This window comes from Cyanobium usitatum str. Tous (assembly GCF_963920485.1).
Taxonomy (GTDB): Bacteria; Cyanobacteriota; Cyanobacteriia; order PCC-6307; family Cyanobiaceae; genus Cyanobium_A; species Cyanobium_A usitatum_A.
Window position 1 is genome coordinate 879,064 of record NZ_OY986431.1, and the last position, 21,820, is coordinate 900,883.

General features: G+C 62.5%; 26 protein-coding genes. 13 read left to right on the forward strand and 13 right to left on the reverse strand.

Annotated elements, in window-relative coordinates:
• Window positions 1-3: 3 nt before the first annotated feature.
• Entirely contained in the window at window positions 4-1,737 is a 1,734-nt protein-coding gene (locus U9970_RS04760) for a M61 family metallopeptidase (RefSeq protein WP_322765533.1), read from the forward strand.
• On the forward strand, window positions 1,734-2,612 hold the full coding sequence (locus U9970_RS04765) for an N-acetylmuramoyl-L-alanine amidase (RefSeq protein WP_322765534.1): 879 nt from the start codon (window positions 1,734-1,736) through the stop codon (window positions 2,610-2,612). The genes U9970_RS04760 and U9970_RS04765 overlap by 4 nt, the downstream gene beginning before the upstream one ends.
• Before the next feature lie 18 nt (window positions 2,613-2,630).
• Here U9970_RS04765 and U9970_RS04770 read toward each other — a convergent pair whose 3' ends face one another.
• Complete coding sequence (locus U9970_RS04770; RefSeq protein ID WP_322766026.1) at window positions 2,631-3,326, reverse strand: helicase DnaB; 696 nt, start codon at window positions 3,324-3,326, stop codon at window positions 2,631-2,633.
• A 293-nt stretch (window positions 3,327-3,619) separates the two neighbouring features.
• Between U9970_RS04770 and U9970_RS04775 the strand changes: the two genes are divergently transcribed.
• From U9970_RS04775 to U9970_RS04785, 3 genes are read left to right on the forward strand one after another with little or no spacing between them, the layout of a single operon-like run.
• Window positions 3,620-5,215 (forward strand): glucose-6-phosphate isomerase, encoded by a 1,596-nt coding sequence (locus tag U9970_RS04775; protein WP_322765535.1) that lies wholly within the window; start codon window positions 3,620-3,622, stop codon window positions 5,213-5,215.
• Between the two features lie 14 nt (window positions 5,216-5,229).
• Window positions 5,230-7,095, forward strand: a complete 1,866-nt coding sequence (recQ, locus tag U9970_RS04780; RefSeq protein ID WP_322765536.1) for a DNA helicase RecQ — start codon at window positions 5,230-5,232, stop codon at window positions 7,093-7,095.
• Window positions 7,096-7,135: 40 nt separating this feature from the next.
• The gene (locus U9970_RS04785) at window positions 7,136-7,279 is read left to right on the forward strand and encodes a chlorophyll a/b-binding protein (RefSeq protein WP_322765537.1); all 144 of its coding nucleotides are present in this window, start codon (window positions 7,136-7,138) and stop codon (window positions 7,277-7,279) included.
• Window positions 7,280-7,306: 27 nt separating this feature from the next.
• Here U9970_RS04785 and U9970_RS04790 read toward each other — a convergent pair whose 3' ends face one another.
• Window positions 7,307-7,870 carry a tellurite resistance TerB family protein gene (locus U9970_RS04790; protein WP_322765538.1) on the reverse strand — a complete coding sequence of 188 codons (564 nt, stop codon included), beginning with the start codon at window positions 7,868-7,870 and terminating at the stop codon, window positions 7,307-7,309.
• Between the two features lie 129 nt (window positions 7,871-7,999).
• Here U9970_RS04790 and U9970_RS04795 point away from each other — a divergent pair, with 129 nt between their 5' ends.
• The 4 genes from U9970_RS04795 (at window position 8,000) to U9970_RS04810 (ending at window position 9,972) form a co-directional block, all read left to right on the forward strand.
• Window positions 8,000-8,188 carry a hypothetical protein gene (locus tag U9970_RS04795; protein WP_322765539.1) on the forward strand — a complete coding sequence of 63 codons (189 nt, stop codon included), beginning with the start codon at window positions 8,000-8,002 and terminating at the stop codon, window positions 8,186-8,188.
• Window positions 8,170-8,385, forward strand: coding sequence for a Nif11-like leader peptide family natural product precursor (locus U9970_RS04800; protein ID WP_322765540.1), 216 nt, complete (start codon window positions 8,170-8,172; stop codon window positions 8,383-8,385). Before U9970_RS04795 ends, U9970_RS04800 begins: the two co-directional genes overlap by 19 nt.
• Before the next feature lie 61 nt (window positions 8,386-8,446).
• Window positions 8,447-9,088, forward strand: a complete 642-nt coding sequence (locus tag U9970_RS04805; protein ID WP_322765541.1) for a hypothetical protein — start codon at window positions 8,447-8,449, stop codon at window positions 9,086-9,088.
• A gap of 5 nt (window positions 9,089-9,093) precedes the next feature.
• Window positions 9,094-9,972, forward strand: a complete 879-nt coding sequence (locus U9970_RS04810) for a GNAT family N-acetyltransferase (protein WP_322765542.1) — start codon at window positions 9,094-9,096, stop codon at window positions 9,970-9,972.
• On the opposite strand, the gene U9970_RS04815 is transcribed toward U9970_RS04810, so the two are convergent.
• Complete coding sequence (locus tag U9970_RS04815; RefSeq protein ID WP_322765543.1) at window positions 9,942-10,298, reverse strand: hypothetical protein; 357 nt, start codon at window positions 10,296-10,298, stop codon at window positions 9,942-9,944. The two genes, U9970_RS04810 and U9970_RS04815, sit on opposite strands and share 31 nt — an antisense overlap.
• A 34-nt stretch (window positions 10,299-10,332) precedes the next feature.
• On the opposite strand from U9970_RS04815, the gene U9970_RS04820 reads away from it, so the two are divergent.
• A complete protein-coding gene (locus U9970_RS04820; protein WP_322765544.1) occupies window positions 10,333-10,818 on the forward strand; it encodes a TspO/MBR family protein in 486 nt (161 codons plus the stop codon).
• 10 nt (window positions 10,819-10,828) lie between these two features.
• Here U9970_RS04820 and U9970_RS04825 read toward each other — a convergent pair whose 3' ends face one another.
• From U9970_RS04825 to U9970_RS04835, 3 genes are read right to left on the reverse strand one after another with little or no spacing between them, the layout of a single operon-like run.
• Window positions 10,829-11,407: a rhomboid family intramembrane serine protease gene (locus tag U9970_RS04825; protein WP_322765545.1), complete on the reverse strand. Its 579-nt coding sequence runs from the start codon at window positions 11,405-11,407 to the stop codon at window positions 10,829-10,831.
• Entirely contained in the window at window positions 11,404-11,970 is a 567-nt protein-coding gene (locus U9970_RS04830) for a hypothetical protein (RefSeq protein ID WP_322765546.1), read from the reverse strand. The genes U9970_RS04825 and U9970_RS04830 overlap by 4 nt, the downstream gene beginning before the upstream one ends.
• Complete coding sequence (locus U9970_RS04835; protein ID WP_322765547.1) at window positions 11,967-12,533, reverse strand: PCC domain-containing protein; 567 nt, start codon at window positions 12,531-12,533, stop codon at window positions 11,967-11,969. The genes U9970_RS04830 and U9970_RS04835 overlap by 4 nt, the downstream gene beginning before the upstream one ends.
• A 62-nt stretch (window positions 12,534-12,595) precedes the next feature.
• On the opposite strand from U9970_RS04835, the gene U9970_RS04840 reads away from it, so the two are divergent.
• Window positions 12,596-13,432 (forward strand): PfkB family carbohydrate kinase, encoded by an 837-nt coding sequence (locus tag U9970_RS04840; protein WP_322765548.1) that lies wholly within the window; start codon window positions 12,596-12,598, stop codon window positions 13,430-13,432.
• On the opposite strand, the gene U9970_RS04845 is transcribed toward U9970_RS04840, so the two are convergent.
• Both U9970_RS04845 and U9970_RS04850 read right to left on the reverse strand, forming a co-directional pair.
• On the reverse strand, window positions 13,425-13,838 hold the full coding sequence (locus tag U9970_RS04845; RefSeq protein WP_322765549.1) for a VOC family protein: 414 nt from the start codon (window positions 13,836-13,838) through the stop codon (window positions 13,425-13,427). The two genes, U9970_RS04840 and U9970_RS04845, sit on opposite strands and share 8 nt — an antisense overlap.
• 5 nt (window positions 13,839-13,843) lie before the next feature.
• Complete coding sequence (locus U9970_RS04850) at window positions 13,844-14,431, reverse strand: PAP/fibrillin family protein (RefSeq protein ID WP_322765550.1); 588 nt, start codon at window positions 14,429-14,431, stop codon at window positions 13,844-13,846.
• A 58-nt stretch (window positions 14,432-14,489) separates the two neighbouring features.
• Between U9970_RS04850 and U9970_RS04855 the strand changes: the two genes are divergently transcribed.
• Window positions 14,490-14,633, forward strand: coding sequence for a high light inducible protein (locus tag U9970_RS04855; protein WP_106501671.1), 144 nt, complete (start codon window positions 14,490-14,492; stop codon window positions 14,631-14,633).
• Window positions 14,634-14,824: 191 nt separating this feature from the next.
• Here U9970_RS04855 and U9970_RS04860 read toward each other — a convergent pair whose 3' ends face one another.
• Window positions 14,825-15,982, reverse strand: a complete 1,158-nt coding sequence (locus U9970_RS04860) for a fatty acid desaturase (RefSeq protein ID WP_322765551.1) — start codon at window positions 15,980-15,982, stop codon at window positions 14,825-14,827.
• 210 nt (window positions 15,983-16,192) lie between these two features.
• Between U9970_RS04860 and U9970_RS04865 the strand changes: the two genes are divergently transcribed.
• A complete protein-coding gene (locus tag U9970_RS04865) occupies window positions 16,193-16,981 on the forward strand; it encodes an ion transporter (protein ID WP_322765552.1) in 789 nt (262 codons plus the stop codon).
• Window positions 16,982-17,314: 333 nt separating this feature from the next.
• Here the strand turns inward: U9970_RS04865 and U9970_RS04870 are convergent, their stop codons facing one another.
• From U9970_RS04870 to U9970_RS04885, 4 genes are all read right to left on the reverse strand, one after another.
• Window positions 17,315-19,555: a sensor domain-containing phosphodiesterase gene (locus tag U9970_RS04870; RefSeq protein WP_322765553.1), complete on the reverse strand. Its 2,241-nt coding sequence runs from the start codon at window positions 19,553-19,555 to the stop codon at window positions 17,315-17,317.
• 469 nt (window positions 19,556-20,024) lie between these two features.
• Window positions 20,025-20,228 carry a hypothetical protein gene (locus U9970_RS04875; RefSeq protein ID WP_322765554.1) on the reverse strand — a complete coding sequence of 68 codons (204 nt, stop codon included), beginning with the start codon at window positions 20,226-20,228 and terminating at the stop codon, window positions 20,025-20,027.
• Between the two features lie 4 nt (window positions 20,229-20,232).
• A complete protein-coding gene (locus U9970_RS04880) occupies window positions 20,233-20,532 on the reverse strand; it encodes a hypothetical protein (RefSeq protein WP_322765555.1) in 300 nt (99 codons plus the stop codon).
• 4 nt (window positions 20,533-20,536) lie between these two features.
• On the reverse strand, window positions 20,537-21,796 hold the full coding sequence (locus U9970_RS04885; protein ID WP_322765556.1) for a vWA domain-containing protein: 1,260 nt from the start codon (window positions 21,794-21,796) through the stop codon (window positions 20,537-20,539).
• Window positions 21,797-21,820 lie beyond the last annotated feature (24 nt).

Here is a 21,820-nt window from a genome sequence, read left to right on the forward strand (position 1 = left end):
GCCGTGCCTGAGCTGCATCTCGACCTCACCGCCTGCCACCAGCACCTGGTGCGGGTCCGCTTGCTCCACACTCCCCGCCAGCTGAGCCTGCGCCTGGCCCTGCCGGCCTGGACTCCCGGCTCCTACCTGATCCGCGACTATGTGCGTCAGCTTGAGGGTCTGGAAATCACTCAAGCTGTACACCAGCTGGAGGCGCGCCGCACCAGCCCGAGCAGTTGGCAGCTAGAGCTGCCCAGCCTCGATCAAGTTGAAATCAGCTACGCGGTGCTGGCCGCCGAGCTCACGGTGCGCACCTGTCATCTCGACGGCGACCACGGCTTTCTTGCTTTGGCAGCCGTGGTTCTGGAGCTGGAGGGGGAGCGTTGGTCGCCCCACCGGCTGCAGCTCAGTCTTCCGCCCAGCTGGGAGGCCTTCGTGCCCCTGCCAGAGCTGCAGGGCTCGCCGCAGGGCTGGCTTGCCGCCGATTTCGACCAACTAATCGATTCGCCGGTGGAGGTCGGTCCCCATCGCCCCCATCACTTCAGCGTCGCCGGTGTGCCCCACCGCTGGGTGAGTTGGGGCCGCGATCTGCAAGGCGCTGATCTGCTCGACAGTGATCCCCAGCTGCTCAGCGATCTCGAAAAGGTTTGCCTGGCCTGCTGCCGGTTGATGGGCGTGGAGCGACCCGCGGCCGACCACTACCTGTTTGTGCTGCACCTCACTGAAAGCGGTTATGGCGGCCTGGAGCACGACTGCAGCACGGTGTTGCAGTTTGGCCGCCGGGTCCTGGCCAAGCCTGATGGGCGCCGCAAGTTGCTGCAGCTAGCCGCCCATGAATACCTGCACCAGTGGAACGTGCGCCGGCTGCGGCCCGCCGAATTAAGCCCCTATCGCTACGACCAGGCGGTGGTGGTGCCCACCCTCTGGTTTGCCGAGGGAATCACCAGCTATGTGGATCAGCTGTTGCCCCACTGCGCCGGCTGCAGCAGCGAGGCGGAGCTGCTCGAGGATCTGGGCGCGGATCTGAGCCGCTATCTGCTCAGTGCTGGGCGGCGCTTGCAGAGCCTGCGCGCCAGCAGTGAGGAGGCCTGGGTAAAGCTCTACCGCCCCGATGCCTACTCCCCCAACAGCCAGGTCAGCTACTACCTCAAGGGTGCGGTGCTGGCCCTGGTGCTGGACCTGCACCTACGCCGTGCCGGCAGCGGCCTGCCCGTGGTGCTGCGGCAGCTTTGGGCCAGCCATGGCGCCGTGGGGCGGGGTTACCAGGAGGCAGACCTGATTGCTGCCTTTGCCAGCCAGGCGCCTGATCTAGCTGAGCTTTTGCCCCGCTGGCTCAGCTCCTGTGAGGATCCGCCCCTATTTGGCTATCTGGCCGATGTGGGCCTGCGGCTTGAACCCCGGCTGGCCTCCAGCCAGGAGCTGGGCTGCCGCTTGGAGCCAGGCAGCGGTGGCTTGGTGCTGCAGCGGTTGGGCCGCGATGGACCGGCCCAACGGGCGGGGCTGGTAGTGGGCGATGAATGGATTGCCCTCGATGGCCTGCGCCTGCGCAGCATTGACGATTTGATGGTGCAGCTGCAGCCGGAGGCTCCCCTGATTCCGCACCAGCTGCTGTTCTGCCGGGACGGTTTGGTGCGCAGCACCGTGCTGCTGCCAACGGCACCAGCAGTGGAGAGCTGGCAGCTTCAGCTCGATCCCGCCACTACTGATCCCGGCTGTGCTGAGCGCCGCCGCCGCTGGCTGGGCCTTGAGGCGGCATGAATTCCAACCCCCGGCCTCTCTGGCTTGCCCTAGGCGCCGGCGCCATGCTCGCCCTGGGCGGGCTTGGCTGGCTGGCTCGCGACCTCTCAGCCCAACCGAGTGGCGGCCAGAAGCGCCCCAGCCTGCTCGAGCTGCTCCAAGAGGTGCGCCAGGCTCCTGCAGCGCCTGAGCCGGGCCGTCGGGCGGCACCGGGGCCTCCGGCCCATCGGCCCTGGCAATCCCCCCTGCGGGCGAGTTGCGCTCCCGGCGATCCAGCCCAGCGTTTAAGGCTGCAGCAATTGGCAGAAAGGGTCCAAACCTCCCCGGCTCGGGTGCAGATTCACCCCACCAACTTTGGCGAGCGTTTCAATCGTGATGCCTACGGCAATCCGGTGGATCCCACACCCCAGCTGGTGGTCCTGCACGAAACGGTTTATGGCATTGGTTCAGCCATCAACACCTTCGTGACGCCCCATCCCCGCGATGAAGATCAGGTGAGTTACCACACCTTGATTGGTGGCGATGGCTCGGTGGTGCAGGTGCTCGATCCTTCCAAACGGGCCTTCGGGGCTGGTAATTCGGCCTTCAAGGGCCGCTGGGATGTAACGAACGCCAAGGTGGGAGGTTCGATCAACAACTTCGCCCTGCACATCAGCTTGGAAACGCCCCTCGATGGCGAGGACGACGGACCAGCCCATAGCGGTTACACCTCAGCCCAATACGACGCCCTGGCGGCCCTGCTAGCTGGCTGGATGCAGAGGTTCCCCATCCCCCCGTCAAACATCACCACCCATCGGGCCGTGGACCTGGGCGGGGAGCGAGCTGATCCCCGCAGCTTCCGTTGGTCTGAGATGCAAACCCGGCTGCAAAACCTCGGCCTGCTTTGCAAGAATTGATTAAATCAGTGAACCTGATTAAATCAGCGGTGCTGGAGCCTGTTTGCGGGTGGCATAAAGCAGAGCATGGAGTTCGGGATCCTGCATGGTGCGCAGGATGCGGCGGGGGTAGTCGAGCTTGCCGTTGTGCAGGTAGGCCAGGGTGGCTAGGGCCTTGGCATCCCGAGGGTTGCCGCTGGCCTGCAGGGGGCGCTGGGGCAGCTCGAGGGCGCGGCTGAGGCGGGCGAATTTGCCCACCAGCAGCATCACGTTGCGTTCCGGATCGAGCAGCTGGTTGCGGGCCTCGGTGATTTCGGCTTCGGAGGCATTGGCCGGCAGAAGGCCCTGGTGAACCATTTCGCCCAGGCTTAGCTGGGCCGGGCCATGGGTCCTGAATAAGCCTGAATGGGCCGCTAGGGGCAGATCTTCGCCCGGTTTGGCGTGCCGCATTTCGTCAAACAACACTGCCGTCACCAACAGGGGATTGATCCTCTGGCGCCGGGATTCAGCCAGGATTAGGGGACGAAGCTCGACTAGGCGCCCCAAGGTGTGGCTGCGTAGCGGCTCAAATTGGTCGAGACCACTGGTGAATAACTGGGCCAGACGGGGCTGGGGGCCGTGGACACCAAAGCGGCGCTGCAGCTCCTTCAGTTCATCTGGTGAAAATTGCAGCGGATCAGCAGGTTGCCCCGAGCCGGCAGCGGAGCTGATGCTGCCGCTGAGCCCGGGATCAATTAGCAGCAGGGGCGTTTTTGGACCTTTAGACAGGGGGAAGCTTGCAACAGCAAGCAGGACTGCTGTGAGGCCGGTGAGACGCCGAACCCCTACCAGCCGCTTGCCTAGGGCAAGCCAGCGCCGATAGCTGGTGGGGTTAAGCACAAACAATCATTGATGATTGTTTGATCTTAAGGAATTTTCCTGGGTTATTCCCCTGACTACGGAACGGTCTTCCGTCCGGCCCTTGTATTGGTGCTGGGGCGGGGTCAGATCTAAGTTCTGGCGACGAGAGCGGCTTGAGCCGCAAGCCCATGCTTGCCAATTTTGATGGCTCCAACGCCCAGATCCAATGGCAACGCTTCTGCGACTTGCTTTGGTATGAAAGCGATCTTGGTATCTGGCTCGATGTGAGTCGCATGGCGATCGGCCAGGCCGATCTCGATGCCTTGGCTCCCCGATTCGACCTGGCCTTTGCGGCGATGGCCGCCCTGGAGGGTGGTGTGATCGCCAATCCGGATGAACAGCGCCAGGTTGGCCACTACTGGCTGCGCACCCCAGAGCTGGCACCAGACGCCGCCACCACCGCGCACATCAACGCCGAGGTGGAGCGGATTGAAACCTTTGGCCGCGAGGTGCTCGACGGCAGCCTCTGTGCTCCCAATGGCCAGCCTTTCACCGACGTGCTTTGGATCGGTATTGGCGGTTCTGGCCTCGGCCCGCTGCTGATGGTGCGCGCCCTGCAGGAAGAGGGTCAGGGTCTCCCCTTCCACTTCTTCGACAACGTTGACCCCTCCGGCATGAGCCGCACCTTGGCGGCCCTGGACGGCCGCCTTGCCACCACTTTGGTGGTGGTGGTGAGCAAGTCGGGCGGCACCCCTGAGCCCCACATCGGCATGGAGCAAGCCCAGGCCCGGCTCGAGGCCCGGGGCGGGCAGTGGGCCGGTCAGGCTGTGGCAGTCACCATGCTCGACAGCAAGCTCGACCAGGTGGCTGTGGCCGGTCAGTGGTTGCGCCGCTTTGACATGTTCGATTGGGTGGGCGGTCGTACCAGCATCACCAGTGCCGTTGGCCTGCTGCCGGCTGCCCTGGTGGGTGCCGATCTGCGCGGCTTTCTCGCCGGCGCCGCCCGAATGGACGCCCTGACCCGGGTGTCAGATCTACTCCGTAACCCGGCTGCCCTGATGGCTGCAGCGTGGTTTGTGGCCGGCCATGGCCAGGGCAAGCGCGACATGGTTGTGCTCCCCTATCGCGATCGGCTGGAGGTGTTCAGCCGTTATCTCCAACAGTTGGTGATGGAGAGCCTCGGTAAGAAGCACGACCGCGGCGGTGAGGTGGTGCACCAGGGCATTGCCGTTTACGGCAACAAGGGCTCGACCGACCAGCACGCCTACGTGCAGCAACTGCGCGATGGCATCGACAATTTCTTTGTGACCTTCATCGAGGCCTTGGAAGAGCCCAGCGATATCCCCCCCATCGGTGATGAGATCCCTGGCGACTTCCTCGATGGCTTCCTGCAGGGCACCCGTTCGGCCCTGATGGAAGGGGGCCGCCAGAGCCTCTCGATCACCCTGCGCCGCTTTGATGCCACAGCCCTCGGTGCCTTGATCGCCCTGTTTGAGCGCGCCGTCGGTCTCTACGCCGAACTGGTAAACGTCAACGCCTACGACCAGCCGGGGGTGGAGGCCGGCAAAAAGGCAGCAGCCCTGATCCTGGCCCTGCAGGAGCGGCTCGAAGCCCTGCTCAGCGATGGCCAGGAGCGCAGTTTGCAGGAGTTGCAGCTGGCCTTGGGTACGGACAGCCCAGAGAGCCTGTTCTGGATCCTGCGCCACCTTTGCGCCAATCCCCGCGGCTATCAGGTGACTGGTGACTGGGGTTCTCCGGCGGCGATGAAGTTCGCCAAGGTCTGATCAGGGAAATTCCCATGCCAGAGCCCGTTGCGACGAGCCCGGCCTCTCCCGGGCAGGTGCTGCGCGAGGTTTTTGGCTATGGCGCTTTTCGCGGGCCCCAGCAGGAGATTGTTGAGCATGTGGTGGCTGGTGGCTCGGCCCTGGTGCTGATGCCCACCGGTGGGGGCAAATCGCTTTGCTACCAGATCCCGGCCCTTTGCCGAGCCGGAACGGCGGTGGTGATTTCGCCCCTGATCGCCCTGATGCAAGACCAGGTTGAGGGGCTGCTTCAGGCGGGGGTGCGGGCTGCGGCGCTGCACTCGGGCTGTAGCGCTGAGGAAACCGCCAACACCTGGCGCTTGCTGCGGGCGGGCCAACTGGACTTGGTCTACCTATCTCCCGAGCGCTTGCTGGCGGGGGACACCCTCGAGCGGCTGGCTGCCCTACCCCTGGCCCTGTTTGCCATTGATGAGGCCCACTGCGTTTCCCAGTGGGGGCATGACTTCCGCCCGGAATACCTGCAGCTTTCGGTGCTGGCCCAGCGATTTCCCGCCGTGCCTCGGCTGGCACTCACCGCAACGGCCGATCCCCGCACCCGAGACGAGATCCGCGCCCGGCTGCAGCTGGAGCAGGGGCGGGTGTTTCTGGCCAGCTTTGATCGCCCCAACATCCGCTATTTGCTGCGCGATAAGGACGACGTCCGCCGCCAATTGCTTGAGCTGCTCGCCGATCACCGCGGCGCTTCAGGAATCGTGTATGCCCGCTCCCGCAACCGGGTGGATGGCTTCTGCCGCGATCTGCAGGCGGCGGGATATGACGCCGTTGCCTATCACGCCGGATTGGATGGGGCGGTGCGCAGCGCCGCGCTGGAGCGCTTCCGGCGCGAAAGCGGTGTGGTGGTGGTTGCCACGATCGCTTTTGGCATGGGCATCGACAAGCCGGATGTGCGCTTTGTGGCCCACGTGGACCTGCCCAAAAGCCTGGAGGCCTACTACCAGGAAACCGGCCGCGCCGGTCGGGATGGCCTGCCGGCCCTGGCCTGGATGGTGCATGGCGGCGGCGATGTGCCCCAGCTGCGCCGCTTCATCGACGACTCCGACGCGGAGCAGCATCAAAAACGGGTTGAGCACGGCAAGCTCGATGCCCTGATTGGTTTCACCGAGGCGAGCGGCTGCCGCCGTCAGGTGTTGCTCAGCCACTTCGGCGAGGCCCTGCCCGAACCCTGTGGCAATTGCGATCTCTGCCTTGAGCCAGATACGGCCGTCGATGCCACCGAGTCGGTGCGCAAGGCCCTATCAGCTGTGTACCGCACGGGCAGCCGCTTTGGTGCCGCCCATTTGGTGGATGTGCTGCTGGGGGCAGATACGGCCCGAATTCGCGAGCTCGGCCACCAGCAGCTGGGTGTGTATGGCATTGGCAAGGAGCTTGATCGCGGCCAGTGGCGCAGCCTGTTTCGCCAGCTGGTGGCCCAGGGGTTGCTGCAGGCCGACTCCGAGCGCTACGGGGCTCTGGGATTCGGCGAGGACGGGCGGCTCAAGCCTTTGCTGCGGGGTGAGACCCAGCTGCTGCTGCGGCTGCCACCAGCGAAGCGAGAGCGCCGCCGCCAGCCTGGGGTGAGCCCGGCTCCTGCTGCGGCAGAGCTGAAGCCTGATGAGGCGCCCGTGTTGCAGGCGCTGAAGGATTGGCGCCGCGAGCAAGCGCGGCAGCAGGGAGTGCCGCCCTACGTGGTGTTTCACGACCGCACCCTGGTGGAGGTGGTGGCCCGCCGGCCCCGCTCCCTGGAGCAGCTGGCCGGGATCGGCGGTGTGGGCCAGGCCAAGCTCGATCGCTATGGCGCGGCGCTACTAGCCAGCTTGGATACTGCGCTTTTGCATCAAGAGACACAAACGCCAGCTTCATGAGGCGTTACAATAAGTTCACCTTTCCTTAAGGATTCTTTTCATGGCTGACTCCGCTTCCCGCTTCGGCTTCGTTGCCTTTGCAGAAACCTGGAATGGCCGCCTGGCCATGCTCGGTTTCGTGATCGGCTTGGGCACCGAGCTGCTTACTGGCCAAGGCATCCTGGGCCAGATTGGTCTGGGCTGAGTCCAGATCGGGCCTGATCAGCTGGCTTCAAAGCCACTGCATGCCCGGGGTTTCCAGCATTTCCTGGCTGGGCCAGGCACCGAGACCTGCAAAGGCTGCCCCTAGGGCAGCCCAAACCCCCTTGCCGCTGGACAGCTCCTGTTCAGCGGCCCATTCGGTTTCAGTCACTTCAGATTCACTCAGGCCAAGAGCTTCCACAAGCTGCCGGTAAAGAGCTTTTTCTGCAGGGTTGATCGGCGAGCTGTCCTGAGGACGTTGGCCCACCTTGGCCATCATGTAGCTGAGCTTCAGCGCAAGAGCCCGGTCTTCCCCGCTAGTGAGCCTGGGAATCACTTCCGCCAGCACGGACGAATCCACTGTCCAAGCAGCTAGCTGACGTGCCGCTTCCTGGTTTGCCCCGGAGCCATCTCCGGAAGTGAAGTACTTGGCAACGAGTTTCTCGAGCAGCCCCTTTTCGTCTGCGGAAACATCCCCATCGGCCCAGGCCACGCAGCAAACCACCCTGAGCAGGTCAAGTTGACGGTCTCGCTGTGAGAGGCCTGACTCAGAGCTACTGATCTCAGAGCTACTGGGCCCAGTTTCAAGGGTCATGGCGAAGAGATGGCTTTCGCGCCATTTTGACCAGGGTTTGGCTTGCTTCTGCGGAAATCACCCCCAGATGGGGGCATACAAAGGTCGTGATCCAGATGATGATGAATTGAACACAGAACGAGGTGGGCCATGGTCCACACCACCCAAGTTTTGACAACCAGCTGCCTGGGACGCACCTGCCTCAAATGGCAGCCCGATGGCGAGCTCACCGCCCTTGATCTGCAGCTAGTGCTGGAGCGCCTTGCCCAGGTCGACGAAGATGTGGTCGCCATTCTGGATCGCACTGTCGACGAGATCCCATGTCCCTCGATCAGCTGAAGGCCTTCCTGGGCAAGGTTCAGGATGACCAGTCGCTCCGGCAAGCCGTGCAAGCCGCTGCTACTGCTGATGATGTGGCCCAGATCGGGGCAGGCCTGGGCTTTGAATTTTCTGGCGACGAGCTGCTGCGGCTCTCGGGCAAAAAAGTAGGCCGCGTAACGGTCATTAAGCAGGACTTGCCCGGTGAATACAACTAGCCGCCGTGCCGTGAACCTCGTTCGCGGTTAGACCACTTCTAGTGAACGCAGTAACAACACCATGGGCAAGCGAGCGGAACTGATCTCGGCGATTGGCTTAGGGCTCGTCGTGGCAGCTGCTGGCAGCTTGGCCGCTCTGGCCCGACCCATGGGTGGCGGCGGCTTTGGCGGACCGGGCTCAGGTGCGGGGGTGCGTCCAGGGGCGGGCTGGGGTGCCCCCGGCGCCGGGGCTCGCCCTGGTGTGGGTTGGGGTGCCCCTGGCGCAGGTCTCACCCGCGCCCCAGGGGCCTCTGCCTGGAATCCGGCCTGGGGCCGCCAAGGCGGTTACTGGTCGTCGCGCACCTGGAGCACCGGCTGGTACCGGCCCTATCCAGCGGCCTGGCCCTGGTGGGGAGCCAGTTCGGTGGCCTGGGGAGTGGGCAGCTTGGCCACGGCTGCTGCGATCACCAGTGCTGTCGATGCAGCTGCTTATCAGCAGTCAACCGTGATCGTGGTGCCCCAAACCAGCCTGCAGCTCGACTACGGCTCAATCCAAGCCCTGCCACCTAGTGGAGTGCAATTTGCCTACGGCGTTGCCGGTATGCCCCTGATGACAGCAACCAGCGATTGCAAGCTGGGGCTGATCAATGGCATGGCACCGACCACGGCTGACCAGGCCCAGGTGCTCAATGCCAGCTGCCACATCGCCTACGGCTCTAACTGAGCGGGATGGCCCCATCCCTTTTGCGGATTCGGGCCCTGGAGAAGGGCGATCTCGCCGACGTCATCGCCTGGGCCCGCGCTGAACACTTCGCGCCGGGCCAGGGAGACGTAGCGATCTACCGCCATACCGACCGCCAGGGACTCTGGGTGGGCTGCCTAAACGGTCGTCCGATTGGCTGTATCGCAGGGGTCCGCTACAACGCCGAATACGGCTTCATCGGCATGTTTCTGGTGCAACCAGAGCACCGGGGTGAGGGATTTGGCCGCCAGCTTTGGCAGCGTGCCCTGCAGCATCTGGAGGGCCTTACTTGCATCGGCATTGAGGCCGCCCCTGATCGCATCGATGACTACGCCAGCTGGGGGTTTGCGCCGGCGTCGCCAACCCATCGCTGGCAGCGGATCAGTGATGGCAACATCCCGCCAGCCCCTACCCCTGAGGGCCTGAGCCTGCTCGAGGGAAGTGCCATACCCGAGAGGGCCGTGCAGGCCTATGACGCCCAGCGGGAGCTCAGCCCTCGGCCCCACTTCCTCGCCGACTGGCTGCACCATCCAGCCGGCACGGTGCTAGCCCTGATTGGCCCAGATGGTTCATGCCACGGTTTCGGCCGGATCCGGCCTTGCTTGCTGCATCGAGGCGAGGGCTGGCGGATCGGCCCCCTGCTGGCCGACACTCCCGCCCTGGCGGCCCAGCTTCTCAACGCCCTGATGGCCCGCCATGCCGGCGTGGTGCTGATCGATGCCCCTGCCGCCAATACGCAGGCAGGGCCCCTGCTGCTGCAGTTGGGCTTTGCGGTGGTCGCCGAGACGCTGAGGATGTATCGGGGCAGCCTGCCGGCGGTTCCCCTGGGCGATGTCTACGGGTTGGCCTGCCTGGAGCTGGGCTGAGCGCGGCGGGCGGCGATGCCAGCCTCTGTGGCAGTAACAACGGCCAGTAGCAGCAGGCCGCCTAGCCCAATCAGTTGATTTTGCTGCACTAAATCAGGCATCAACACCTCATCCACGTTTTGGCCCAATACGCCTCCCGCCACAAACCAGGCCGTTGCCAGGCCTGAGCTGATCCAGTAAGCCCGCCAGCGGCGTTGATAGATGTATCCCGTACCTAAACCAGGTACCAGGTTGAGCACTACAGCCACCCAGGGACTGGAGGCGGCCAGAATTACTTCTTGGCTGATTTCCTGGCTGGCTTGATCTGGATTGCTGGTTGGGGTCATTTTTGGCGTGGCCTGGTTTGCTGCATCTGGGGCGTTGAACCTGCAGGCTGGGGTGCCGCTGATTCTTTTTGCAGTGCTCGCCGCCCTGGTGATTCTGTTGGTGATTGTGGCTGTGGCGTGGAGTCTCAATCCAAGCCGGCAGGATTTTGCCTGGTTTATCCGGCTGCGCCGCCCCCGCTGGCTGGTATTTGAGGGTTTGATTCCCGTGATTTGGCTGCTGATCTACGCCTGCTTCTACATCTCGGCCTGGCTCACCTGGCAGGCCAGCTGGAGCGGCCTGTGGATGGCGGCTTTCCTGGTGCAGCTTGTATTGGTGCAGAGCTACACGCTTGTGATCTGCCGTAGCCGCAGCCTGGGTAGGGGCACGGCCATTGGCTTTGCTGGCTGGGTGTGGGGCATGGCCCTCACCCTCGCTGTGGCTAGCGTGAGCTCGCTGGCGGCTGCTTTGCTGCTGCCTTATCTGCTCTGGAGCCCGGTGGGCACCTGGGTTACCTGGCAGATGCGTCAGCTCAACCGCTAGCCCTGGTCACCTATGGCGACTCGCGAGCCACGGCCAGGGCCGCCAGTAAGCCGCCGCCAAAACCGCTGAGATGGCCGATCCAGCTCACCCCTGGTGGTGAAAAAATCGGCAGCAGGCTCGGCAGCACCCCCGCATAGGTGACCAGGGCCAGCACCGATAGGAGCAAGGAGAGGGGCCGCTTCTCCAGCCAGCCGATCAGCAGCAGGTAGCCCAGCAGCCCGTACACGACCCCGGAGAGTCCGTGACTGCCGTTGGGCCAGAGCAGCCATACGGGAATAGCCGTGGCATAAACCCCCAACCAAACAGCCAGATAGTCGCGGCGGCCCCGCAGCAATACCAGCCAGGAGAGGGGCAGAAAGGTGAGCGAATTGGCCAGGAGATGGCCAAAACCGCTATGGCTGAAGGGAGCTGTCAGCACCCCGAGGAAGGAGCCTCCGGGCGTCATCGGCAGGTTCCAGTTGCCACCGAAAACCAGCTGGTCCACCAGCTCCTGGAGCCAGGGAATCAGCAAGATCAGCGGCGGAATCAGCAGATTGAAACCGGCTCGGGCGATCCAGCGATCCAGACGTTGGGGTAGAGATTCGCTCACGGCTCGCCCTTGAAGCTGCAGCGCAGCATGGCTAGGGCTTCATCGGGAAGGCCCAGCAGGCGATCCAGCCAGGGGTCGCCGCAAGGCGGCACACTCGCCACCCCCACCAGCAGTGCCGTGCCATCGGCGTCCATGGGCTGGCCCATGGCCCGGTGGCGTTGCCCCTGCGCCGAACCCGTGCTCAGCAGGGTGTCGATTAGCAGGTCGGGGGCGCGGTAGAGCCCAGCAATGCGGAAGCGAAAGCGGGCCCGGAAGTGCAGTTGCACAGCACCAGTTGCTGAATCAATGCTGCCCGCCAGCTGCTCAGGGGCGATGACGATCTCCAGTCCCGGGGGCAGGGGCAGTCCCAGCACCCGGGTGGTGCGCCAGTTGAGCGGCGGAATCAACAGGGTTGAGGGCTCGAAGCTCACGGTTCGCGGGCCGTCAGCTGGGCCTCGGCCGAGCTCGCCGGTTCCGCCGCCGCCGCTGGCGTCGTAGCTGAAGTGGGGATAGGCGCCGATGGCCAGGCCACACCCCTTACTGGTGGCTAGCTGCAGCGTGGCAACCCCTAACTCGGGGCTCACAGGCTGCGCAGCGCGTCTAATTCGCCGCGGCTGTGCAGTTCAGCCAGTTCGTTGTAGCCACCAATGGCGACGCCATCGATGTAGAGCTGGGGCACCGGACCCGTCTCGTCGGGTTCGATTTCCACGAAGGCAATGCCCAGGGTGCGCAGCATGCGCAGGGCCCGGCGCGAAAAGGGGCATTCCGGCCGGCCGGCGATTTCCACTCGCGGTTCGCTGCTGGCCGATGCAATAGGCGCTGAGCTGAGCAGGCCCACCAGCAGGTCGGCGCCGCGCAGCACCAGGGTGCCGTGCTCGAGGTGGCCACCCCAAACCTGGCAGCTGGCATCGGAGAAGCTCAGGTGCAGGTGCACCCCATCCGGGCTGATCGTGCCCTGCAGGGTGATGATCTCCAGCTCGCCAGCCAAAACCGTGGGTGCGCTTTTGCCAGGACAGGCAAAAGCGGCTTGGGAGAGGTTGCCCACCACACTCAGCACAAATCCGCCGGCGTTGTGGTCAAGGGCCAGCTGCTCCAGGCTGCGGCGCACATCACTGCCAGCTTCGAGGTGCAGCGGCACGGCACGCATGGCAGATACAGAAAAGAGCGCAAGGCTACGCCGGCCCATGCTGGTGAGGTTGCCCTGTTGCCATGGCCCCGGATTCCGCCCTCGCTGCGCTCAACCTGGCGGTGGTCGGTCATGTGGAGTGGGTGAGCTTTGTGGCCGTGGAGCAGCTGCCAGTTGCTGGCTCGATCGACCGGGCCACCGCTTTTCTGGAGGAACCCGCCGGTGGGGGCGCGGTGGTGGCGGTGCAGCTGGCCCGTCTCAGTGGCAAGCGGGTGCGGTTTTTCACCTCCCTGGGCCGAGACGCTACCGGCGAGCGCTCAGCGGAGCGGCTCACTGAGCTCGGCCTTGATCTGGAGGTGGCCTGGCGGGATGCCCCAACCCGGCGGGGCGTGAGCTTTGTGGATCGGGCCGGTGACCGCAGCATCACCGTGATCGGCGAGCGACTGGCCCCTTTGGCTAGGGATCCACTCCCCTGGGCTGATCTGGCTGGCTGCGATGGCGTCTTTGTGACCGCGGCCGACGCGGCAGCCCTGCAGCACAGCCGCCGGGCCCGGTTGCTCGGCGTTACGCCACGGGTTGGCTTGCCGCTCTTGGAGGCCAGCGGGGTGAGCTGCGATGCCTTGATCGGCAGCGCCCTTGATCCTGGTGAGCAGGTGCCTGCTGGCGCTCTATCGCGCCCCCCGCGACTGCGAATCGCCACCGAAGGGGCTGCTGGTGGCTGGAGCGAACCCGGCGGGCGCTTCGCTGCCCAGGCCCTGGTGGCCCCGCCGGTCGACAGTTATGGCTGCGGCGACAGCTTTGCAGCCGGGGTGCTGGCGGGACTGGCGGCTGGTTGGAGCGCAGCCGCAGCAATAGGCCTGGGCGCCCGCTGCGGCGCCGAGTGCGCCGTTGCCTTTGGTCCCTACGCCCGCCCTAACTAACCCGGTTCTGCACCAGCAGCAGCAGCCTGTTTGCCTCCGGATCCAGCAGCCAGGCCTCCACTCCGAAGGCCTCCTGGCGTGGACCGTCCAGTAGCGAGGCGCCCAGCCCAATGGCGCTCGCCAGCCAGGCCTGCAGCAGGGCCATGGCAGCTTCTGGGTTGTTTCCGCCAGCCACGCTGCGCTGCAGGCACGTTGCCAGTCGGCCTGGTTGCTTCGCTTGGGGCCGGCTCTGGGATGGGGCATAGATCTCCAGGAAGCCACCGGCGGGCCAGGGCACCCGCCAATGGCTGGCACCAAACCCCTGCAGGGGCTCTACCGCCAGCAAATCGGCGTAAAACCTGGCTAGCGCTGAGGGATTGTCTGCAGCCAGTACCAGAGAGCTGCTCAGGCTTGGGGTGTCTTGCACCGTTTTTATTGATTGTCAAAAAAGTCTGCAACGGCAAGATCGGGGCGGCGCAGCAGGGCAAAGATTGTGCCGGCGTTGCCACGGCATAGCCGCAGCTCCTGGCTGAGCACGGTGATGTCGAGCCAGGCTGGAAAGCCTTGCTGCACCGCACGTTGCAGCTGCAAGCGTGAGTTGCCAAGTAGGGGTCCGCGCCAGCCACCCCGCTGGAAGCGCACCTGCACGCGCTGCTGGGGCGTTGGGCTGTTATCGCCGGGGCTTGATTCGAGCTGGATGCTGGCCTCTACAGCTATGCCACCCAGGCCGGCAAGCTGCCCTGGCGGCCTCAACAGATTCAGGGCACGACCCCGGGATGGAGCCAGTATCTGCAGGTTTTCCAGCCATGGCACAGCCTGGAGATAGGGCTGGCTGCTGCTGCTCCAGCGCAACTCCCAGACCCCCTCCAGCAGTTCGAGGGCACCTGGGGCGGCGAGATCTACTGGTGAGGTGCGCTCGAGCTCGAGGATCAGCTCCCGTACCCGCGGACCCTGGCGTTGGGCTTCCCCCCTAGCGCCACTACGCAACAGGGCCAGCAGCTCTTCTCTTGCTTCCAACATCTGGGCCGGCCGGCGTCTTTACAGTTAGTTATAGTTCTTGAAACAATCCTCAACACTCATGACCGAATCCACCCCCCGCTTCGGATTTGTTGCCTTTGCCGAAACCTGGAATGGCCGCTTAGCCATGATGGGTTTCGTGATTGGCCTTGGCACCGAGCTGCTTACGGGCCAAAGCATCGCAGCACAACTGGGTCTGGGCTGATCGCCATGGGCGCTGGTAGTCGTGCTCACCGGCATGACTACTTATGTTCTAAATAGCCCAAGCGTTCCCACTTCTAAATTTTAATTGTCTCTAGAAGTTGTTTAACCCTGATTAACTTCGCGGATATTTTATCTTCAATTAATAGCCCGGAGCAAAAACTCCGGGCTTTTTTGTGTGATTAATTGCTTGATCTAGCTAGATCGTATGGATTGATAGAAGAAGCCACCATCGATTCCTCTTTGGCTTACTACGGTGCAGCGTGTTGCAACTCGCCACAAGGCCCGATGGATGGGTGTGGGGTCATAGCGAACTAGCTCTGGAAAACGCTGCTTGAGCAAGGCGCTGGCCCGCCAAGCGTTGTAGTGAGGAATTTTCGGGTTGATGTGATGGCACACATGGGTTGAGCCGATGCCGTGATGCAGCAGGTTGAGCAGGGGGCCATAGGGACGATCCACCGTCTGTAGAGCACCTTTTGCCCAATTCCAGTCGCTGGTGGAGAAGTGGGGAATATCGGTATCGGTGTGCTGCAGCCAGGTGTAACCAACCAGCCAAGCATTGATTACCAGATAGGGCAGGCCGTACACCAGCAGCACTCTCGCCGGGGAGAAGTGGATAGAGGCCCATACCAGGGCCGCCACCATTGCCAGCAGGCCGAGGTTGGAGATCGCCATCAGGCGACGGCAGGAGTCGGGAAATAGCTGGCGCCTACCGTTGCGAAAGGGTGCAGCTGTAGTGAAATGGGAGGTGGGGCTGCCGTACTCTTCGCCGCCGGCCACACCAAACATTATGTAGAGGGGCCAACCCAGTACCAGATGGGTAAATAGGGAGGCAACGCCGTAAATGCCATCCCCTAATTGCCGTTTTGTTTTGGCCACGAAGCGTCCCGAGCTGGAATCGGAGCGGGGCGGCACGTGGGTTTCGCCTGCCTCGAGGTGGTTGCAGTTGGCGTGGTGCACTGCATGGCTTCGCTGCCAGCTGAAGTACGGCACAAGCAGCAAGCTGTGCAGCACAAATCCCACCACCGCTTCGATGCGGGGGTTGGGATGGAAGGCACGGTGACCGCACTCATGGGCAATTACCCAGCAGCCTCCCGCCACTGTTCCAGTGACCACGGCGTAGAGCAGCCAGAGGGGTGCAGCGCTGAGCTGCAAGGGGATCAGGGTTCCCAGGCCATAGGCCAAAGCAGATAGCCCCAGGGACATGGCCAGGCTTCCCCAGGCTTTAACCGGGTTGATCTGGGTTAGCTCAGTTGGTAGGCAGGCAAGCAGCTCAGCTTTGCTGGGATAGGTGGCTGCTGGCGTGGCGACCTGCGCGGTGGCGAGGGACGGCAGGGAAACAGGTGGAGTCAATGAAGCTGCCGCAGGACAAGGGGGAATGGAAACGGCCCTAAAAGGCCTTTGTGACCTTAGGTATCAGCACCCTGCTGCCGTGCCTTGGCAGCCATATCCACCTCTCCTTAATGTTCAGCTTGTCTCAAGCGCATTAGGGAAATGACTGGCTCAGGGCTCCGCCAGCGAGTTTGGGAGCTCCTGGATGTCAGCGAGGATCCGCAAAGCGGGGTGGACGATTGGGATTGGGTCGACGCTTTCCTGCTGGCGCTGATCCTTCTAAATGTGCTTGCGGTGATCCTGGAGACTGTCAATAGTCTGCAGCTGCGCTTCAGCACGGCTTTTTGGGCGTTTGAAGTCTTTTCGGTAGGGGTCTTCAGCGTCGAATACGCAGCGAGGATTTGGTCCTGTACGGCGGATCCGCGCTACAGGCAGCCGCTTGTGGGCCGGTTGCGCTATGTGAGCAGCTTCTTTGGCGTGGTCGATTTCTTAGCCATCTTGCCCTTTTACGTCACGCTCGCCCTACCTGCCTCCGCTCTCGATCTGCGGATACTGCGAGTCCTCCGGCTAATGAGATTCGCACGGGTGCTGAAGTTGGGCCGTTATTCGGATTCCATCGGTCGCATGAAGCGCGTGATCGGTGCTCGGCGCGGCGATCTTGGCGTGGCTCTCGCGGCTGTTGTGGTCATACTCGTGCTTGCTTCGAGTGCTATTTACTACGTTGAGTCTGATACCCAGCCAGAGGTATTTACAAGTATTCCTGCGGCGATGTGGTGGGGAATTTCAGCACTTACGACTGTTGGCTACGGCGACATTGCTCCAGTTACACCGTTTGGTAAATTCCTGGGCGGCATAATTCAGCTGCTAGGGATTGCCATTTTTGCGCTACCGGCTGGCATCATTGCATCCGGCTATGAAGAAGATACCCGGCGTGGCAGAACTGAGAAGGGGATTTGTAGCTCCTGCGGGCGCCCGTTCGGCCTCGAGAGTGAGTCTGACCAATGTATAGATAGCAAGTGAATTTTGCTAGGTTCACTCAACCCTGACGGTCACGGCTATTGCAGCAGTGATCCCTTTGGCTGCTGGCGCCCAATTATCTTCCTCAGTCTAAATTCATAGGGGTATAGAGCCTCTACGGGGCAATGCTGATTAATCTTGGTATACCATCCTTGCAATCACTGCATATCTCTTTTGTCAATATTGTCGATGTTTCGGCTTTCATTATAATTGGCCTAATAAAAGAGATTGTATTAACATTTTGACAGCTGAACGATTAGCGCGGTCCAGTCGATCTCCCGACTCTCCTCGGCTAGGCCAATTCAGATCAGGGCCATGGCTCTTCGGGGGGCAAGTTTACGAGAGGGCTCCGTTGCCGGTGGCCTCGGCCAGCACCGCTTCAAAAGGTTCCGGGCTGTGCAGGAAGTAGCCCTGGGCATAGTCCAAGCCAATCTCGCGGAGCCGTTCTAGTACCGAAGCCGATTCTACGAATTCCGCCACGGTGGTGAGTCCGATCACTGCCGCAGCATCCACAAACGAGCGCACAACAACATTGTCGAGGGGATCATCGATCACCCCGGTCACGAACTGTCCGTCAATCTTCAGATGGGTCATCTGCAGGCTCTTCAAGGTGCTAAATGAAGCGCTACCGGCGCCGAAGTCATCGATGGCAACCGTGGCACCATGGTTACGCACCATGGAAATAAAGGTGACAGCCGACGTCACGCTGGTTATTACTGACGTTTCGGTTATCTCGAAGCAGAGGCGACGGCTGATCTCTGGGCTGGCCTGGGAGAGCAGCTGATCCACCGTCCGCAGAAAGCTCGCGTCAACTACCGACTGGCCCGAAACATTCAGGGCAATGTGACTGATGCGGTCGAGACTATTCAGCTCTCCGAGCATGGTGATAGTTTTCTCCAGAACCCACTGGTCCAGACGGGTGACGAGCTGGAAGCGCTCCGCCGGCGGTAGGAATGCACCGGGCATTACCAGGGAGCCATCTACTTCTCGTAGACGAAGGAGCAGTTCGGCTCGCAGTGACGTATTGGCGGCCGGATCAAGGGGAACGATTTTTTGCGCATGGAGAACCAGCCGTTCTTCATCCATAGCGCTCTGCAGCCTTGTCACCCAGCGCATTGCCTGGTTACGCCTCATCGTGTCCACATTGCCTTCAACCCATGTGTGCCATCGGTTCCGGCCTCTCTCCTTTGCAATAAAGCAGCTGGTGTCCGCTGCCTGCATCACCGCATTCGGACGCAGGTTCTGCTCCTGCAGGGGCACAACGCCAATACTTACACCCACCCGAAACTGCTGGTTCCGCGCCTGAAAGCGGAACACCTCGAATGTCTCGATAATGAGCTGTGCTGTCTCTTCAGCCCGCGTAACGTTGCAGTTGGGCAGGAGCAGGGCAAACTCGTCTCCCCCTAGACGGGCCAGGCTTGCCTGGTGACTCTGGAAGGGTTTCAGCAGCCCTGCAACCTCCACCAAGAGTCGATCCCCCGCCGCATGTCCGACGGTGTCATTGACGATCTTGAACTGGTCAAGATCGATATAGAGGAGAGCATGGTCTGGCCCCTCGGCTTCTCTGAGCTGGGTAACGCACTGGCTCAGGCAGATTTCAAAAGCCCGTCGATTGAACAGTCCGGTCAGGTGGTCATGGTTTGCCTGGAAGAGAATCTCGGCATTCAGGGCCACTTCGGTGGTGACGTCCTGAACGAAGCCCAGGAAGTGGGTGGTAGTGCCGGCGTCATCACGCTGGGCCTTCGCCTGGGACTGCACGTGGATGACACTGCCATCATGCCGAAGCAGCCGGAATGTCTTCTGAAATTGACGCTGTTCTTTTGCCGCTTGGATCCATTCGGCAAAGACCGCTGAGCGATCTTCAGGATGAATAGTCTCGGTCCAACCGTTACCCAGGCTCTCCTCCAGGCTGAGCCCATAGAGATCCTGCCAACGTTCATTGGTGTAATAACAACCCCCGGCTGCATCCGTGGCGAAGAGACCAATTGGCATGTCTGCACTGATCTGTTCGGCTTCCTGGCGATACTTCGCTTCCATGCGCTCAGCGCGGCGCCCCTCCAGTAGATGGACGGCCGTTTTGCTGAGATTGCATAAGACCTTGCGCTGATCCTCGTCCAGCCGCATCGGCTGAAGGCCAATCACGCACAGGGTGCCGACGGTGGCACCGCTGGACAATCGCAGAGGTGCGCCTGCATAGAAACGGATGTGAGGATCGCCGGTGACAAGGGGATTGCCGGAGAATTCGGGATCGATCTGGGCGTCTTCAACGACGAAGAGTTCGGACTGCTTAATGGCGTGGGTGCAGAAGGAGATGCATCGGGGTGTCTCCTTTACCCCTTCGAGCCCCACGTTGGCTTTGAACCACTGTCGGTCGTGGTCTATCAGGCTGATCAGGGCAATCGGAGTTCCACAGATCGCTGAAGCGGCCTGTACCAGTCCATCGAAGGCCGATTCTGCCCCGCTGTCGACAATTTCTAGCTCGTTAAGAGCTTGCTGGCGCCATTGCTCGGTTTGCTCGGTGGGATTGGAGCGGTTTGGCAATGACCCTGCTAGAAAATCTAATTGTTGCCCGGCCATGGTGTCAGCTTTATTGGCTTAGCAGTTGGGAGGTGTAGGTGTTTGCTAAACTGGAACGTGGCGCTTTAGCCCTTCGGCCAAAGCTTAATCATTTCGCAGCTTGCTTTCCTGATCCTTTGGCGGCGTTGGCAGGCCATGTCCCTTGTGGCTCGGCCTTTGCGCAAAAGAGTGGTTGTCAACCATCCTTGGTTCGAGCTTATGCGGCCCCCTGGTAACCGAACCAGGGTGTCTGAGAGTTCTCGCCCGGCCAGACTGGGACAGGCTTTCAGCCATAAATCGAGTCCTTCAAGGTCCGAGCGGAACCTCCGTATGCTCCCAACCGCTGAGCGGCTGACCGATTAGGGCAATACCTTCGCCGACGTCTGCCGCACGATCGAGGTGCCCCATCCGACTTGCCATCCCTGCAAGCAGTCGTAATTGGTATGCCGGCCAAATGCGGCATACCAAGGACAGCCCGAGATAACCGCTGTCAGTCGAAGGGATATTCGTAGACAAGGGTGATGCCAAGGCGCTCGGCGGTGGCCCGGTCACGGGAGATGTTTGCCTCACACTGCAGCCGGTAGGCCTCCTGCTCCTTGGTTTCACCCGCTGCCGGCGGACCCGATTCCCTCAGCGCTCGGTTGTGAATGCGGCGCTGCTCTTCCATCGAGATCCGCTCGTGATCTTCTGGCATCGGTTTACTCCAGCTCCCCTGCGGCCACCTTCTCGCGGATGCGGCGCAGAAATTCCCTCGCCACGGGAGTTTCACCCTCGGAGCAATAGTTGTAGCGGTCCTTGCGAGAAGCAAAGAACAGCGCACAGCGAAGTTCGGTGAGGGTCGTGGCGTTCTTCTCTTGATAAAGCGCCTCACACGCCTCGAATCTGCCCGCCACCTCGTAGCCATTGATCGTGAGCGCGAAGGCATCCCAGTGGCACGGATCAACATCGGGATCGGGAATGCGATCGAGCTTTAGTTGACGGTTGGTGAGTTCTTGCATCGGTTCAGTCCTCCCGGGTGTTGTTGGTGCCGTCCCAGACGTTCAAGCTGCTGCGTAGCACGTCTTGGCGTAAGCGTTTACGGCTGAGGTTGCGGTCGCTGGCGAGCAACTGGCGTTGTTCGGCCAGGCGCTGGCGCTCGTGGCTGATGCTGCTGCTCTGGGGCATGGCCGCCAGCTCGATATCGATCGACTGCAGGCTGGCTAAGGCGGCGCCTTGATCACCGCGATCGAGGGCATCGATGACGCTGCGGCGGTCGCGGCTGGCCTGCAGCAGGGCCAGCTGTTCGGCTACATCGAGATCCACATCCAGCTCGCGGAGTTCAGCAGCGCTCAGTACTGGCAGGATCAGCTGCTGGCGCTGCTCTTGGCGCCGCTCGATGCCCGGGCTGTCCCAGGCCAGGTGAATGCCGGTGATCGGCTGGTTTGGCGTCCAGGCGGGCAGTTGCAGGCGCAGCCCCACCTGCAGGGTCTGGCCCTGACGCAGGTTGGGCAGCTGCAGATTGCCGGCGCTGGTGACGGTGAGGTCGTTGATCACGTCAACCAACTCGGCGCCGTGCTGGGGGCGGATGCCGATGCTGACCCGGCGTCCACTGGTGGTCGCCAGACCCTGAAGCTCGCTGGCGTAGAGGTCGGCAAGCTGGGTGGGGCTTTCGATCTGGGCCAAGGTGCCGTCACCGGCGGCGGCGATGGCGCCCATCAGGTCTTCATCGAAACCAGCACCCAGGCCAAAGGCGCTGGTGCTGATGCCGCGCTGGTTGAGGCCAGCCACCTTCTCGGCAATGGCGGCCGCGTTTGTGAGGCCTTCGTTTGCCTGGCCGTCGGAGAGCAGCAGCACCCGGTTGAGGGAGGCACCATCGAGGTGTTCCGCCACCTGCAAGGCACCGGCCAGCCAGCCATCGAAGAGGGCGGTGGTGCTGCCGGCCTCGATCGTGTTGATCGCCTGCAGGAAGGGCAAGGCGGAGTCAACCGGCCTGGAGGGAACGACGATCTGAACCTCGTCATCGAAGCTGACGATGGCGAGTCGGTCGCGGCTTGTGAGTTCAGCGGCGAGGCTGCGCGCTGCCTTGCGGGCATGGCTGAGCTTCTCGCCGGCCATGGAGCCGGAGCGATCGATCACCAGTGCCAGGTTCAGCGGCGGCCGCTGGGGCTTTTGCAGCTCCGGTGGCGGCTGGGGTGGCTCGATGCTGATCAACAGATCAAGAGCGGTTGGCGCATCCCCCGCAACAGCGGGCCGCAGCGGACGGATGGTGATCGTGGGTTGCATGGGAATAACGGGCTAGTGGTAGGG

Coding starts and splice junctions, on each gene's coding strand:
- U9970_RS04880 (WP_322765555.1), bottom strand. CDS start 20,532: ATGCAAGAACTCACCAACCGTCAACTAAAGCTCGATCGCATTCCCGAT.
- U9970_RS04800 (WP_322765540.1), top strand. CDS start 8,170: ATGTCCCTCGATCAGCTGAAGGCCTTCCTGGGCAAGGTTCAGGATGAC.
- U9970_RS04870 (WP_322765553.1), bottom strand. CDS start 19,555: ATGGCCGGGCAACAATTAGATTTTCTAGCAGGGTCATTGCCAAACCGC.
- U9970_RS04875 (WP_322765554.1), bottom strand. CDS start 20,228: ATGCCAGAAGATCACGAGCGGATCTCGATGGAAGAGCAGCGCCGCATT.
- U9970_RS04765 (WP_322765534.1), top strand. CDS start 1,734: ATGAATTCCAACCCCCGGCCTCTCTGGCTTGCCCTAGGCGCCGGCGCC.
- recQ (WP_322765536.1), top strand. CDS start 5,230: ATGCCAGAGCCCGTTGCGACGAGCCCGGCCTCTCCCGGGCAGGTGCTG.
- U9970_RS04805 (WP_322765541.1), top strand. CDS start 8,447: ATGGGCAAGCGAGCGGAACTGATCTCGGCGATTGGCTTAGGGCTCGTC.
- U9970_RS04835 (WP_322765547.1), bottom strand. CDS start 12,533: ATGCGTGCCGTGCCGCTGCACCTCGAAGCTGGCAGTGATGTGCGCCGC.
- U9970_RS04810 (WP_322765542.1), top strand. CDS start 9,094: ATGGCCCCATCCCTTTTGCGGATTCGGGCCCTGGAGAAGGGCGATCTC.
- U9970_RS04855 (WP_106501671.1), top strand. CDS start 14,490: ATGACCGAATCCACCCCCCGCTTCGGATTTGTTGCCTTTGCCGAAACC.
- U9970_RS04795 (WP_322765539.1), top strand. CDS start 8,000: ATGGTCCACACCACCCAAGTTTTGACAACCAGCTGCCTGGGACGCACC.
- U9970_RS04790 (WP_322765538.1), bottom strand. CDS start 7,870: ATGACCCTTGAAACTGGGCCCAGTAGCTCTGAGATCAGTAGCTCTGAG.
- U9970_RS04850 (WP_322765550.1), bottom strand. CDS start 14,431: ATGTTGGAAGCAAGAGAAGAGCTGCTGGCCCTGTTGCGTAGTGGCGCT.
- U9970_RS04775 (WP_322765535.1), top strand. CDS start 3,620: ATGCTTGCCAATTTTGATGGCTCCAACGCCCAGATCCAATGGCAACGC.
- U9970_RS04840 (WP_322765548.1), top strand. CDS start 12,596: ATGGCCCCGGATTCCGCCCTCGCTGCGCTCAACCTGGCGGTGGTCGGT.
- U9970_RS04785 (WP_322765537.1), top strand. CDS start 7,136: ATGGCTGACTCCGCTTCCCGCTTCGGCTTCGTTGCCTTTGCAGAAACC.
- U9970_RS04885 (WP_322765556.1), bottom strand. CDS start 21,796: ATGCAACCCACGATCACCATCCGTCCGCTGCGGCCCGCTGTTGCGGGG.
- U9970_RS04815 (WP_322765543.1), bottom strand. CDS start 10,298: ATGACCCCAACCAGCAATCCAGATCAAGCCAGCCAGGAAATCAGCCAA.